The organism is Microbacterium enclense (assembly GCF_001456955.1).
Classification (GTDB): domain Bacteria; phylum Actinomycetota; class Actinomycetes; order Actinomycetales; family Microbacteriaceae; genus Microbacterium; species Microbacterium enclense.
Map to the genome: position 1 here is coordinate 233290 of NZ_KQ758469.1, position 14857 is coordinate 248146.

A 14857-nucleotide genomic window follows, 5' to 3' on the forward strand; every position below is an offset into this window, starting at 1 on the left:
CGACGAAGAGGAGACACTGACGTGAACCGTAAGACCAGCGCGCCCGCCCGCGGCGCCTTCCGTAGACGCTGCGCGGGGGTGATCTCCAGCGCGCTCGGCTTCGCCCTCGTCGTCAGCGGCGTCGGGGTCTCGGCGGCGAGCGCCGCCGAGCCCGCATCGCTCGTGGCGTCGTACGACTTCTCCGAGACCAGCGGCACCGTCGTGCGCGACGCCTCGGGCGCCGGTCGCGACGCCGCGGTCGTCGGCGGCGCCGCGTGGCGCGGCGGATCGATGCAGTTCACGGGCGCCAACCACGTGAAGCTGCCCGACAACCTGCTTGCCGGGCAGAGCGCGGCGACCATCATCATCGAGACCAGCCCCACCGCCCTCTCGGGCGCGAAGTTCCTGTGGAACATCGGCGGATCCGGCAACGCCGCGACGGGACAGTTCTTCATCCAGCCCGTCGCCCCCCGCCTGGCGATCTCGAAGACGAACTGGGCGGGCGAGCAGACCGTCACCTCGTCGACGAAGCTGGCCGAGGGGCGCTGGCAGTCGGTCGCGGCCACCATCGAGAAGAACGCCGGCGCCGCCACCTCGACGCTGAAGCTCTACATCGACGGCGCCCTCGTCGCGCAGAAGACCGACTCGACCACCGCGCTGAGCGACCTCACGACGCACACGATGAACTACATCGGCCGCAGCGCGTACACCGAGGACTCGCTCTACCAGGGCGGCGTCTCGTCGTTCCGGGTGTACAACCAGGCCCTGTCGGCCACCGACATCGCCGCGGCTTCGGCGACGGATGCCACCGCCACGGCGTCGGAGGTCGTGGCATCCATCGACCTGGCCGGCGCGAACGCGCAGAACCTGTCGGCCGTCGAGACCGACCTGTCGCTGCCCACGACGGGCGGCGTGACCTGGACGTCGTCGCCCTCGGGCATCGTCGCCGCGGACGGCAAGGTCACCCGACCCGCCAGCCGCACCGACGTCACGCTCACCGCGACCGCCACGGTGCGCGGCAAGACCGCCACCCGCACCTTCACCGTCACCGTGCTGCCCCCGGCGAGCGCCGCCGAGCAGGCCACCAAGGCCGCCGCCGCCCTCGTGCTGCCGTCGGTGCTCGAGAACGGCTACGTGCTGCCGACGACCGCGCAGGGCCTGCCCGTGGCGTGGTCGCACGTGTCGGGCGCCGGCTCGGTCGCGAACGGCGCGATCGCCTCGGCCCCCGCCACCGGTCTCGCCGACGCCACCCTCAAGGCCGTCGTCGGCTCGGGAGCCGACGCCGCCACCACCGAGATCCCGGTGCGCATCGCCGAGGCCGGCGCCTCGCGCCTGGCCGCCTACACGACCTCGCGCAACACCCGCGGCGGCGACGACCCCGAGGTGACCCGCAGCGGGCACCTCGCGCTCAGCAGCGACGGCACCACGTACACGCCGCTCAACAGCGGCGCGGGCATCGTCTACGCGACCTCGACCGGCATGACCGAGCAGTCCAACGGCACGACCCGCTATCTCGGGTCGCCCTACCTGTTCCGCCTCGAGGGCGACCAGGGATACGGCCTCATCGCGCGGCGCATGAACGCCGCCGGCGCGGCCGACGCCGCGGGAGCGCTCGTGTTCACCTCGCCCGACCTCGTCACCTGGACCGAGCGCGGCCTGCTGCCGCTGCCCGGTCAGGGCACGACCGGTGCCGTGTCGGCCGAATGGGACGCCCGCGTCAGCGCCTACCGCGTGGTGTGGACGAGCGCAGCCGGCTCCGCCCTGACCGGAACCACCACCGCGTTCCAGACCGTCACCGCGCAGGGCGCCGGACAGCAGCCCGGCGGACGCTCCGCGACCACCGGCGTCGCCTACGCCGAGAACGCGACGGCCATCCCGGTCACCGCGGCCGAGGCCCGCTCGGCATCCGATCTGCTCGGACGCGTGCGCAACACCGGCGTGCGCGCCCCCGAGGCCGTCGGTCTCACCACCGGCGACGCGCTCGCGCTGCCCGCGAAAGTCACCGCCGACTACTCCGACGGCGGCACCCACGACTTCGGCGTCACATGGGACACCTCGGCGGTCGACACCGGCAAGCCCGGCACCTACACGGCCACCGGAACGCTGCAGCGCACCGACACGAACTTCCCGCTCGTGGCCAACCGCGCCGACCCGCACGTGCTGCGATACACGCTGCCGAACGGGCAGAAGACGTGGCTGTACATCGCGACCGACGACGCCGGTCAGGACGAGTTCTTCATCCGCCAGTCCGACACCATCGGCGGGATCTCGAGCGCGACCGACAACCGCATCCTCGGACCCGGCCTCTCGGGCAACAGCGTCAACGCGCAGCTGTGGGCACCCGAGCTGCACGTCATCGACGGCGACCTCTACATCATGTTCGCCGCCAACGCCGAGAGCGCCAACTGGTGGGCCGGCGTGCAGGCCTACACGATGCGTCTGAAGCCGGGCGGGAATCCCCTGACCCGCGCCGACTGGGAGGCCCCGCAGCGCGTCGTCGACCAGGCCGGGCAGCCGCTGACCACGTACGGCCAGGGCATCACGCTCGACATGACCCACTTCGAAGACGGCGGCACCGACTACGTCATGTGGTCGGAGCGCGTGGTCGCGCCCTCGACGGGGCCGGCCGTGCTCAAGATCGCGAAGGTCACGACGAAGGCGTCCGGAAGCTGGCAGCTCGCCAGCGAGCGGTCGACGGTCGCGTTCCCCGACAAGGGCTGGTCGACCAACACCACCCCGGTGGTGGAGGGCCCCTTCGTCATCCAGCGCGACGGCAAGGTCATGATCACCTTCTCGGGGTCGGGCGTCGACTGGACGTACGGCGTGGGCCTGCTCACCGCCGCCTCCGGCGCGAACCTGCTCGACCCGGCGGTGTGGAACCTGCGCAACAGCACCATCTGGAGCTACGAGGGCGCCTTCGCGAACAACTGGGGTCCCGGCCACAACTCGTACACCTACGACGACGACGGCAACCTGCTCAACGTCTTCCACGCGAAGGCGACGCAGAACGGCAGTCGCGACTCCGGTATCCGCATGGTCTACTTCCGCCAGGACGACACCCCCATCCTCGACATGACGGATGCCGAGTGGCTCGCCCCGGCCAACCGCACGGTCACCGCGACGGTCACCGTCACCGCGCCCGTGAAGCCGACCGTGCAGCTCGCGGCGTCGAGCCGGTGCATCTCGGGCAAGGCGACGCTGGTGGCGACGGTGACGAACACCGGAACCACCGCGCTGGACGCCCGGGTGGTGTCGCCCTTCGGCAGCACCGACGTGACGGGCCTGGCCGCGGGCAAGACGAAGTCGGTCACCTTCGCCACCCGCACGCCCAACCTGGCGGCGGGGTCGATCACGGCGACCGCTGCCGGCTCCGGCGGTGCCGCGACGGCCGATTACGCCGCGCGCAGCTGCGGCTAGGAGATGAGCGAGAGGGGTGCGTCCGGATCCGATCCGGGGGCACCCCTTTCGTCTTTCACACGTGCTCTGCGCTCTCGGGATGCTGCGGGATACTCCGGCCCAGCGCATCTTGTCCTCATCGAATGTTCTCGGTAACATGAGCGCACTCCGACCGAGCGATCGGTCACCTGCACACCGCGAAGACGCGTGCCCCGGCGCCCCTGACGTTGTCGTCCGGAATCGGGAACGCTCCATCGCGTCACCCGAGAGCAAGGACGCCCCCTCATGCGCACGCGCACACGTACACCCCTGTGGAGAAAGGGCCTGGCCGTCTCGGCCGCGGTGGCCGTCTCCCTGACCGGATTGGGCGCGACCGCGACGGCCGCCCACGCGGCCGACGGGCCGCAGCCGCTGATCCACTACTCCTTCGACAGCGCCGACGGCAGCAGCGTCGCCGACACCAGCGGCAACAACTACAACGCCACCATCCGCCAGAGCGGCGGCTCCGTCACCGGCGGCGCCCTGTCGCTGCCGGGCGGCTCGGCCGGCACCGCGGCCTACCTCGACATCCCCACCGCGGGCCTCGTGGGCAAGAAGGACCTCACCATCTCAACGTGGCTCTCGCCGCGCTCGGGCAACGGCAACGTCGCGGCGGCCTTCATCGGCGCACCCGTCGCCTCGGGCGCGAACTTCTCGTCGGGCTACTGGCTGCTCAACCCCGCCAACCCCAGCGGCTACGTCAAGTCGGTCGTCACCAACACCGTGAACGCGGGCGCCCCCTGGGGCACCGAGGTCGGCCCCGGCGCGTCCAACGCCGCCACTTCCGGCGTGCGCACCCCGGCCGGGCTCAGCCTCTACACCACGGTGATCAGCGGCACCACGGGCCAGCTGAGCGTCTACATCAACGGCACGCGCATCGCGCAGAACGCCATCGCGCGCGACGTCTCGTCGTTCGGATCGTCGCTCGTGTCGTACCTCGGCCGCTCGACCTACCCCGACGCGGGCTGGAGCGGCCTCGTCGACGACTACGCCGTGTACTCCTCGGCCCTCAGCGAGACCGACGTCAAGGCGCTCTACAACGCGCAGGCGCTCGACCGCGCCGTCGCCGGCGTCAGCGTGCCGACCTCGGCCCTCACCGACTTCACCGTCCCCACCACCAGCGCCGGCGCGACCGTCAGCTGGACCTCGAACAACCCTGCCATCGCCATCACGGGTGGCGCCGCCAAGGTGACGCGTCCGGCCGCCGGTGCGGGCGACGCCGCGGTGACCCTCACGGCGACCTTCACGGTCGGCTCCGAGACGCGCACGCAGACCTACCCCGTGCTCGTCACGCAGCAGCTCTCCGACACCGAGAAGGTCTCGCGCGACCTCGCCGCGGTGTCGATCCGCAACCTCGACAACATCCGCGGCAACTTCTCGGTGCCCACCACCGGCGCCGAGGGCTCGAGCATCGCCTGGTCGATCGCTCCCGAGGGCGCGGCCAACGCCGAGCTGCGCGCGGGCGTCCGCGACAACGCGCGCACCGTCGAGGTCAAGCGTCCGGCCGCGGGCTCCGCCGCCGTCGACGTGCAGCTCACCGCCACCGCCACCAACGGCTCGGCGACCTCGAGCCGCAGCTTCACCGCTCGCATCCAGCCCATGCCGGGCGGGTCGCAGAAGACCGAGGCGTACTTCTGGACGTTCTTCACGGGTGAGGGCGACGGCGCCGAGCGCGTCAGCATCGCGGCCTCGAAGGGCAACGACGCGCTGACCTGGAACACCCTCAACCAGGGCAAGCCGATCTTCAGCTCCACCGTCGGCACCGAGGGTCTGCGCGACCCGTTCATCATCCGCGCCCCGCACGGCGACAAGTTCTACATGATCGCCACCGACCTCAAGGTCGCGGGCCTCGCCGGCGGCTTCACGACCGCGCAGATCTCGGGCTCGAAGTACATCGAGGTCTGGGAGTCCGACGATCTCGTGAACTGGTCGGAGCAGCGCCACGTGAAGGTGTCGAGCGACTTCGCCGGCAACACCTGGGCACCCGAGGCCTACTGGGACGAGGAGCTCGACACCTTCGTGGTGTTCTGGGCCTCGAACCTCTACCCGACCACCAACGTGGCCGACCGCACGGGCGTGACCTACAACCGCATGATGTACGCCACCACCGACGACTTCGTCACCTTCTCGGACGCGAAGGTGTGGAGCGACGTGCGTCGCGGCAACGGCCTGGGCCTCATCGACTCGACCGTGGCGAAGAAGGACGGCGTCTACCACCGCTTCACCAAGGACGAGGCGAGCATGACCATCCGCCACGAGAAGTCCACCGACCTGCTGGCCACGATCTCGGGCACCCTGCCCGGCACCTCGGGACCGGCGAACCAGTGGACCCTCGTCGAGGAGCGCGTCGCCAGCGGCCTGCCCAACGGCGAGCCGGGTGGCACCTACTCCAGCGGTGAGGGCGCGAACATCTTCGCGGCCAACGAGGGCGACGTGAACAACCTCGACTGGTTCCTCTTCATCGACCAGCCGAACTACCACGGCGGCCCCAACCACTACGTGCCGTTCGGCACGAACGACCTCGACAAGGCCGGCAGCTGGCAGGCGCTCGGCAGCAAGCTCCGTCAGGGCCTGCCGCAGAACGCCGACGGCGGCAAGCCGCGTCACGGCACCGTCATCCCCGTCACCCGCGCCGAGTACCAGAAGGTGCTCGAGGCGTACGCCCCGAACATCGCGGTGAAGACCGTGGATGCCATCGACGTCGCCACCGACGCCGGCACCGCGCCCGTGCTGCCCGCTCAGGCCCGTCTGACCAAGGTCGACGGTTCGGTGCAGACGGCCGACGTGAAGTGGGATGCCGTGGATGCCGCGAAGTACAGCACCCCGGGCACCTTCACGGTGTCGGGCATCGCGCAGGACGACTCGCGCATGCCGGTCGAGGCCACCGTCACCGTCCGCTCGCTCGTGAAGGTCACCTTCACGGCCGAGGCCCGCTGCATCGCGGGCAAGGTGCAGCTGGCGGTCAAGGCGACCAACACGGGTGACGCCTCGGCCTCGCTCGCGATGACGTCGGCCTACGGGTCGAAGAACACGACCCTGGCCGCGGGTGCCACCACCTCCGCGGTCTTCGCCACCCGCTCCGCGTCGGTTCCGGCCGGCGAGGCGAAGGTGGCCGTGACCCAGGGCTCGGCGACGGGGACGGTCACCGCCGCCTACGCCGCGAAGTCCTGCAGCTGACCCCCCGCACCGTCACCCCCACGTGACGGTCCAGGCCCCGGTGGAATCCCCCTCCACCGGGGCCTGTGTCGTTCCCGGGCGCGCGTCGTGTGCCGTCGCGCGTGTGCCGGCGCGCGTGCCGGCGCGCGTGCCGTCGGCGTCGTGCGTCGGCGCGCGTGTGCCGCTGCCGTGCGTGTGCCGTGTGCCGTTGCCGTGACTCGGCGTCGTGCGCTGCGCCGCGGCCCCCACCGCTCCGCCCGGGACTTTCCCGGCGTTCGGGGCGAGTTCCGCCGTTCGGGGCGAGAAAAATCCGCCCCGAACGGCGAATCCCGCCCCAAAACCACTGACCGCGCGGCGAACCCCGCCCAAACCGAGCGCGAATCCCGCCCCGAAACCACTGGCCGAGCCCGAAGCCCGCCCAAAACCCGCCAACCGAGCGCGAATCCCGCCCCTGAACGCAGATGTGCCCCGGACTCTGCGGCGGCCCACCGCCACCACGAGTCCGGGGCACGATCCGTGCGCCGGGGGGAGCCGGCGCGCGGCACGCGCTCCGAGCGAACGGAACGCGCGAGTGCCGCATCGCCCCGGGGCAGTGCGGCGCCCGGGACGATGGGTTCTTACAGGCCCTGGGCCAGGCGGTAGTAGGCCTGGTTCCAGCGCAGCTCGCTCTGGAAGCCGCGGACCGTGGTGTCGTCGTCGATGACGACGAGCTCGGTCTTGGCGATCTCGGCGAAGTCGCGGAACACCTCGATGCCCACGGCCGTCGTCATGACGGTGTGGTGGGCGGCTCCCGCGGCGAGCCAGCACGCGGCCGAGGTGGCGAAGTCGGGGGCGGGCTTCCACACCGCGCGGCCCACGGGCAGCTTCGGCAGGTCGGGCGCCCCGACGTTCTCGACGACGTTCGCGGTCAGGCGGAAACGGTCGCGCATGTCGCTCATCGCGACGACCAGGGCGGGACCGGGGTCGGCGGTGAAGACCAGGCGCACCGGGTCGTCCTTGCCGCCGATGCCGAGTTCGTGGATCTCCAGGCGCGGCTTCTTCGTGGTCAGCGACGGCGAGACCTCGAGCATGTGGGCGCCGAGGATGCGCTCCGAGCCCGGAACGAGGTCGTAGGTGTAGTCCTCCATGAGAGAAGCGCCACCGGGCAGGCCCGCGCCCATGACGTTCGCGACGCGCACGAGGATCGCCGTCTTCCAGTCGCCCTCGGCGCCGAAGCCGTAGCCCTCGGCCATCAGGCGCTGCACCGCGAGACCGGGCAGCTGCTTGAGCGCGCCGAGGTCTTCGAACGACGTGGTGAAGGCGCCGAAGCCGCCCTCCTCGAGGAACGAGCGCAGGCCCAGTTCGATCGCCGCGCCGTCGCGCAGCGACTGGTGGCGCGCACCGCCGGGGAGCAGCTCGTCGACGACGTCGTAGCTGTCGACGTACTCCTGCACGAGCGCGTCGATGTCGGCATCCGATGCCGCCTCGACGGCCTCGACCAGCTCGTTCACGCCCCACGTGTTGACCTGCACGCCGAAACGCAGCTCGGCCTCGGTCTTGTCGCCCTCGGTGACCGCGACGAAGCGCATGTTGTCGCCGAAGCGGGCGAGCTTGAGGGTGCGGGCGGCGGTCCAGCCGGCGGCGGCGCGCTCCCAGTCCTCGATCTGCTGACGCACGGCCGGGTTCGACACGTGCCCGACGACGGTCTTGCGCGAAACGCCGAGGCGAGTCTGGATGTACCCGAACTCGCGGTCGCCGTGGGCGGCCTGGTTGAGGTTCATGAAGTCGAAGTCGATGTCGTTCCACGGCAGCTCGACGTTGGCCTGCGTGTGCAGGTGCAGCAGCGGCTTCTGCAGGGCGTCCAGGCCCGAGATCCACATCTTCGCCGGGCTGAACGTGTGCATCCACGCGATCACGCCGATGACGTCGTCGCGGCCGTTGATCTCCAGCGCCATCCGTCGGATGCTGTCGGAGTCCTTCAGCACGGGCTTCCAGACGACCTTCACGGGCAGTCCGGAAAGCCCCTCGACGACCGCCTGCGACTGCTCGGCCACCTGCTTCAGCGTCTCTTCGCCGTAGAGGTTCTGGCTGCCGGTGACGAACCAGACCTCGTAGCCATCGAGGTCGTTCTTGAGCGGGGTGCGGGTCATGCGGGTATTCCTTTTGGGTGGTGGAAGAGGCGGGAGCCTCGGTCAGTGCGTCGCCGCGATCGCGGCGTGCTCGATGGCGAGCCCCGCGCGGTATCGGGTGAGATACGCGGCGAATCCGGGGACGTCTTCGGGGTCGGGATCGATGGAGTCGAAGCTCGTCTGGGCGAAGACGCGGTCGGTCAGGTAGGCGTCGAGCGGGTCGCCGGCGGTGTCGGCGGCGAAGGCCGCGAGCACCGCGATTCCCCACGCGCCACCCTCGGAGGCGGTCGCGGCGACCGCGACGGGCGCGTCCAGCGCGCCGGCGAGGAAGCGCTGAGCGACTCCGGCGGTGCGGAACACGCCGCCGTGAGCGTACATGCGGTCGAGCTGCACGCCCTCGTCGGCGAGCACGCGCATGCCGAGAGCCAGCGTGCCGAACACGCCGTACAGCTGCGCGCGCATGAAGTTCGCCAGCGTCAGACGGCTGTCGGGCGTGCGGACGAACAGCGGCCGCCCCTCCGGCAGACCCGCGATGGGCTCGCCGGCCAGGTGGTTGTAGGCCAGCAGGCCGCCCGCGTCGGGTGCGCCGTCGAGCGACTCGACGAAGAGCGCCTCGAACACCTCGTCGGGGTCGAGGGTGCCGCCGGCTATCGCGGCGAACCGCTCGAACAGACCCACCCATGCCGCGAGCTCGCTGGCGCCGTTGTTGCAGTGCACCATCGCGACGAGGTCGCCGGCCGGGGTGGTGACGAGGTCGAGCTCGTCGTGCGCGCTGTCGAGCGGGTGCTCGAGCACGACCATCGCGAAGATGCTCGTACCGGCGCTGACGTTGCCGGTGCGGGGCGCGACCGAGTTGGTCGCGACCATGCCGGTGCCGGCGTCGCCCTCGGGCGGGCAGAACAGCACGCCGGGGCGCAGGGCTCCCGACGGGTCGAGCAGGGCCGCGCCCTCGGCGGTCAGCTCTCCGGCGGACTCGCCGGCGACCAGCACGTCGGGCAGCAGCGACCGCAGTTCCAGGCCCGGCGCGCGCTCGGCGACGAGACGGTCGAACTTCGCCATCATCTCGGCGTCGTAGTCGTTGGTCGCGACGTCGATGGGGAACATCCCGGAGGCGTCGCCGATACCGAGCACGCGGCGCCCCGTGAGCTTCTCGTGGACGTAGCCCGCGAGGGTGGTGAACGACACCACGTCGGGGATGTGGTCCTCCTCGTCGAGCACCGCCTGATAGAGGTGCGCGATCGACCAGCGCAGCGGGATGTTCGTGCCCAGCAGCTCCGAGAGCACGCCGGCGGCGCGCTCGGTGGAGGTGTTCCGCCACGTACGGAAGGGCACGAGCAGCTCGTCGTCGGCGTCGAAGGCGAGGTAGCCGTGCATCATCGCCGAGACGCCGGCCGCGGCGAGCGTCTCGATCGCGACGCCGTGCTCGCGCTGCACGTCGGCGGCCAGCGCCGCGTAGGCGGCCTGGAGCCCCGTCCAGACGTCGTCGAGGGCGTAGGTCCAGTTGCCGTCGCGGTACCGGTTCTCCCACGCGTGCGAACCGGTCGCGAGCACGCGGGTGGGGTCGTCGGCGTCGACGAGGCAGGCCTTGATGCGCGTCGAGCCGAGCTCGATGCCGAGTGCTGCGCGCCCCGACGAGATGACCTCGGCGGCCGAGGTGGTCGCGGCGCTCACCGGCGGGCGTCCGTGTTCTGGCCGTAGACGTTCTGGTAGCGGTTGTAGAGGGCGTCGATCTTGTCCTGCGGGATCGGGATCAGCGGCCCCGCCTCGCGCGCGATGTGCACCGTGCGGGCGACGTCTTCGAGCATGACGGCCGCCTTCACGGCATCCTTCGCGTTCGTGCCGATCGTGAACGGACCGTGGTTCTGCATGATCACGCCGCGAGAACGGTGGCCCCGCAGGGTCTCGACGATGCCGCGACCGATCGAGTCGTCGCCGATGATGGCGAACGGACCGACCGGGATGGGCCCGCCGAACTCATCCGCCATCGCGGTGATGACGCAGGGGATCTCCTCACCCCGCGCCGCCCACGCGACGCCGTAGGTGGAGTGCGTGTGCACCACACCGCCGACCTCGGGCATGTTGCGGTACACGTAGGCGTGCGCCGCGGTGTCGCTCGACGGGCTGCGCTCGCTCCCGGGGGTACCGGGGATCGCGTCGCCGTTCAGGTCGCACAGGATCATGTTCTCGGGCGCCAGGTCGTCGTACGACACGCCCGAGGGCTTGATCACGAACAGGTCGGCGCCGGGCACGCGGCCCGAGACGTTCCCGCCGGTCCACACGATCAGGTTGTACCGCACGAGCTCGGCGTGCAGCCGGGCGACGTCTTCGCGGACGCGATCGATGGATGCCTGGACGTCGGGGGTGATGTCAGCAGAAGACGCTGCCACGGTGTTCTCCTTGCGGGGGTGCGGGTCGACGACGGTGCTCATTTTCGCCGACGCGCGGTCAGCACGCGCTGCAGCAGCACGAAGGCGAGCAGGATGCCACCGGTGATGATCGTGAGGTACTCGGGGCGGATGCCGCCGTCCTTCGTGATGATCATGGCGAGCGCGGCGAGCACGAGCGAACCGACGACCGAGCCGAGCACGTAGCCGGCACCGCCGGTCAGGAGCGTTCCGCCGATGACGACGGCGGCGATGGCATCCAGTTCCCACCCGATTCCGGTGACGTTCTGGGCCTTGCCGCCCACCTCGGCGGTGTAGACGACGGCCGCGAGACCGGCGAGGGCGCCGCTGAGCACGTAGATGAACACGCGGGTGCGGGCGACGGGCAGACCCATCAGCTGCGCCGAGTTCTCGGCGCCGCCGATGCCGTAGACCGTGCGGCCGGTGCGGGTGCGGTGCAGCAGCACGAAGGCGCCGACGACGACGAGCACGGCGACGAAGAAGCCGGGCGTGAGCACCAGGTCGTTCGTCTTGGGGCCGTCGTAGAGCTTCCAGTCGGTCGCGAGCGCCAGGATCGGGGCATCCTCGGGCGCCTGCACGGGAACGGTCGACAGGATGGATGCCAGACCACGCGCGAGGAACATCATGGCCAGGGTCGCGATGAACGGCTGCACGTTGAAGTACTGGATCAGCACGCCCGAGACGAGTCCGAACAGGGCACCGAAAACGATCATCAGCACCACGGCGAGCCAGCCGTTCACGCCGATGTTCATCAGCATGACGCCCGACACCGAGGTGAAGGCGACGACCGCGCCGACCGACAGGTCGATGCCGCCCGAGAGGATGACGATCGTCATGCCGACGGCCAGGATGATCGTCGGCGCGAAGCTGACGAGCAGGCTCGACATCGTGCCGGCGTGGAACACGCGACCGTAGGCGAGCTCGGCGTACACGAGCATCGCGACGAGGAGGATGACGGCGGCCAGCGTCGGGATGGCGGACTGACTGCGACCCCACATGCGGGAGATCGCCAGGCCCCGCACCGGGACTTCGGTGCCGTGCGAGGGCGACGGGGGTGAGACGGTCGCGCTCATGCGACGACCTCCTTACGGGTACGGCGGCGTCCGGCCTGGAGGACGAAGGTCCTCACCCGCTCGGACTGCAGCAGGACGAGCAGCACGATGACGATGGCCTTGAAGGCCGGGGTCGCCGCGGCGGAGACGCCGAGGAAGAGCACGGTCTTGTTGAGGGTCGCGATGAGCAACGCCCCGACGGTCGACCCGAGGATGGAGAACTTGCCTCCGGCGAGGGAGGTGCCGCCGATGACGACGGCGAGGATCGCGTCGAGCTCCATCTGGTAACCGGTGCCCGAGACGTCGACGGTCATGACCTCCGACACCGTGAACAGGCCACCGCCGGCGGCGAGGATGCCCGAGAGCACGTACACCGTGATGAGGATGGGGCGAGGACGGATGCCGGCGAGGCGGCTCGCGTCGGGGTTCACACCGATCGACTCGATCATGAGACCGAGGGCGGTCCGGCGCATGATCACGGTCACGACGATGACGATGACGATGGCGGCGACGAAGCTGATCGGCAGGCCGAGCACCTGGCCGTTGGCGATCTGCTGGAACGGCTGGTTCTGCGAGTTGGTGTTCTGACCACCCGTGATCACGCGGGCGATACCGCGGGCGGCCAGCATCATCACGAGGGTGCTGATGAAGGGCTGCAGACCCACGATCGACACCAGCAGGCCGTTCACGAGACCGAGCACCGCACCCAGCAGCAGCGCGAGGGCGATGGCCATGAACATGGCGCCGAACGAGGTCGAGGCGTTGAGCGAGCGCAGCAGCTCCATGGCCGCGGCGCCGCCGACCGCCATGATCGAGCCGACCGAGAGGTCGATGCCCTTGGTGGCGATGACGAAGGTCATACCGAGGGCGATCATGATGATCGGCGCCGAGACGCGCAGGATGTCGAGCAGGTTGCCCGCGAGCAGACCGGTCGTCGGGTTGATGCCGATGGCCAGGTAGGTCGGGTCTTTGATGACGTTGAGCGACAGCAGCAGCACGATGCCGATGACGCCCCAGAACCACGGAGTGCGCAGCAGCGACTTGAAAGCGGACATCAGTGGGTTTCTCCTTCGGCGAGGGCCGCGGTCTGGGCCTCCGCCTCTTCTTCGGACTCCGCCGCGATGATCGACACGACGCGCTCCGCCGTGACGTCGGGGCCGTTGACGATCTCGCCGACCTTCTCGTGGTCCTTCATGATCACGATGCGCTCGGACAGGCGCACGACCTCTTCGAGCTCGGACGAGATGAAGACGACGCTCATGCCGGCCTCGGCCAGCTCGGCGACGGTCTCCTGGATGTCGGCCTTGGCGCCGACGTCGATGCCGCGCGTGGGCTCGTCGAGCAGCAGGAGTTCGGGGTCGGTCGCCAGCCAGCGGCCGAGGAGCACCTTCTGCTGGTTGCCGCCCGAGAGCAGACGGATGGGACGGTTGGGGTCGTTGGGCCGCACGCTGAAGCGCTCCATGTAGGTGGCGACCAGCTGGTCGACCTCCTTGGCGGGGATGCGACGGAGCCATCCGCGCTTGGCCTGCAGAGCGAGCATGATGTTCTCGCGGATGCTCAGGTCGCCGATGATGCCGTCGTCACGACGGCTCTCGGTCGAGTAGGCGATGTGGTTGCTCAGGCCCGTCACGGGCGAGTTGACGTTGACCTTCTTGCCCTTGAGGCGCACGGTGCCCGAGTCGGCGCGGTCGGCACCGGCGATGAGGCGGGCGAGTTCGGTGCGGCCCGAACCGAGCAGGCCCGCGAAGCCGACGACCTCTCCCTTGTGGATCTCGATGTCGGTGGGAGCGAGGGCTCCGGCGCGCCCGAGGCCCTCGGCGGCGTAGACGGGGGTCTCGCTGCGGTCGCGGGCGTCGACCTGACGGTTGGAGCCGAGGGCGCGAAGGGCCTCGATGTCCTTGCCGATCATCTTCGAGATGAGCTGCGTGCGGTCGAGGTCGCGGGTCAGGTACTCGCCGACGAAACCGCCGTTGCGCAGCACCGTGATGCGGTCGCTGATGGCGTAGACCTGGTCGAGGAAGTGCGAGACGAAGAGAATGGCGACGCCCTGGTCGCGGAGGCGACGCATGACCGTGAACAGCACCTCGACCTCGGCGGCATCCAGGCTCGAGGTGGGCTCGTCGAGGATGAGCACCTTCGAGTCGGTGACCATCGCGCGGCTGATGGCCACGAGCTGCTGGAGGGCGATCGAGATCGACGACAGCGGGGCGCGCGTGTCGAGGTGGCCGAGACCCATGCGGGTCAGGCCCTCCTTGGCGCGGGCGTGGGTGGCGCGCCAGTTGATGCCGAACGGGCCGCGCACCTCGTGGCCCAGCATGACGTTCTCGCCGATGGTGAGGTTGGTGCAGAGGTTGACCTCTTGGTACACGGTCGAGATGCCGGCGGCCTGCGCCGAGGCCGTGCCGGTCAGCCGGCGCTCCTCACCGAAGATGAGGATCGAGCCGGAGTCGATCTGGTAGACGCCGGTCAGCGCCTTGATGAGCGTGGACTTTCCCGCGCCGTTCTCACCCATGAGGGTGTGGACTTCTCCCGGCAGGAGTCGGAAGTTGACTTCGTCGAGGGCTTTGACGCCGGGGAACGTGATCGATGCGCCGCGGACTTCGACGATCGGTAGGGATTCTGTCATCGCTGACGAACTTCCTCGCTGTACGGAGCGGGTGGGGAATGCGGAGCGGGGGCCGGCCCAGGCGGGCGACCCCCGCTCCTTTATTGGTGCGTCGAG

The 14857-nt window shown here is 70.1% G+C and carries 8 protein-coding genes; 2 read left to right on the top strand and 6 right to left on the bottom strand.

Annotation, left to right across the window (positions count from 1 at the left end; translation table 11 throughout):
* Nucleotides 1-21: 21 nt before the first annotated feature.
* Nucleotides 22-3396 carry a family 43 glycosylhydrolase gene (locus tag AS029_RS06910; RefSeq protein ID WP_139168044.1) on the top strand — a complete coding sequence of 1125 codons (3375 nt, stop codon included), beginning with the start codon at nucleotides 22-24 and terminating at the stop codon, nucleotides 3394-3396.
* Between the two features lie 264 nt (nucleotides 3397-3660).
* Nucleotides 3661-6591, top strand: a complete 2931-nt coding sequence (locus tag AS029_RS06915; protein ID WP_082642201.1) for an immunoglobulin-like domain-containing protein — start codon at nucleotides 3661-3663, stop codon at nucleotides 6589-6591.
* Nucleotides 6592-7187: 596 nt separating this feature from the next.
* Here AS029_RS06915 and araA read toward each other — a convergent pair.
* Genes araA through AS029_RS06950 form a run of 6 tightly spaced genes read right to left on the bottom strand, consistent with a single transcriptional unit; the run spans nucleotide 7188 to nucleotide 14761 of the window.
* A complete protein-coding gene (gene araA, locus AS029_RS06925; RefSeq protein ID WP_058231854.1) occupies nucleotides 7188-8699 on the bottom strand; it encodes an L-arabinose isomerase in 1512 nt (503 codons plus the stop codon).
* 42 nt (nucleotides 8700-8741) lie between these two features.
* A complete protein-coding gene (locus tag AS029_RS06930) occupies nucleotides 8742-10349 on the bottom strand; it encodes a xylulokinase (RefSeq protein WP_058231855.1) in 1608 nt (535 codons plus the stop codon).
* A complete protein-coding gene (locus tag AS029_RS06935; RefSeq protein ID WP_228375897.1) occupies nucleotides 10346-11065 on the bottom strand; it encodes an L-ribulose-5-phosphate 4-epimerase in 720 nt (239 codons plus the stop codon). Before AS029_RS06935 ends, AS029_RS06930 begins: the two co-directional genes overlap by 4 nt.
* A 38-nt stretch (nucleotides 11066-11103) precedes the next feature.
* A complete protein-coding gene (locus tag AS029_RS06940) occupies nucleotides 11104-12156 on the bottom strand; it encodes an ABC transporter permease (RefSeq protein WP_058231856.1) in 1053 nt (350 codons plus the stop codon).
* Nucleotides 12153-13190 (bottom strand): ABC transporter permease, encoded by a 1038-nt coding sequence (locus AS029_RS06945; RefSeq protein ID WP_058231857.1) that lies wholly within the window; start codon nucleotides 13188-13190, stop codon nucleotides 12153-12155. The genes AS029_RS06940 and AS029_RS06945 overlap by 4 nt, the downstream gene beginning before the upstream one ends.
* Nucleotides 13190-14761: a sugar ABC transporter ATP-binding protein gene (locus AS029_RS06950; RefSeq protein WP_058231858.1), complete on the bottom strand. Its 1572-nt coding sequence runs from the start codon at nucleotides 14759-14761 to the stop codon at nucleotides 13190-13192. Before AS029_RS06950 ends, AS029_RS06945 begins: the two co-directional genes overlap by 1 nt.
* Nucleotides 14762-14857: the final 96 nt, after the last annotated feature.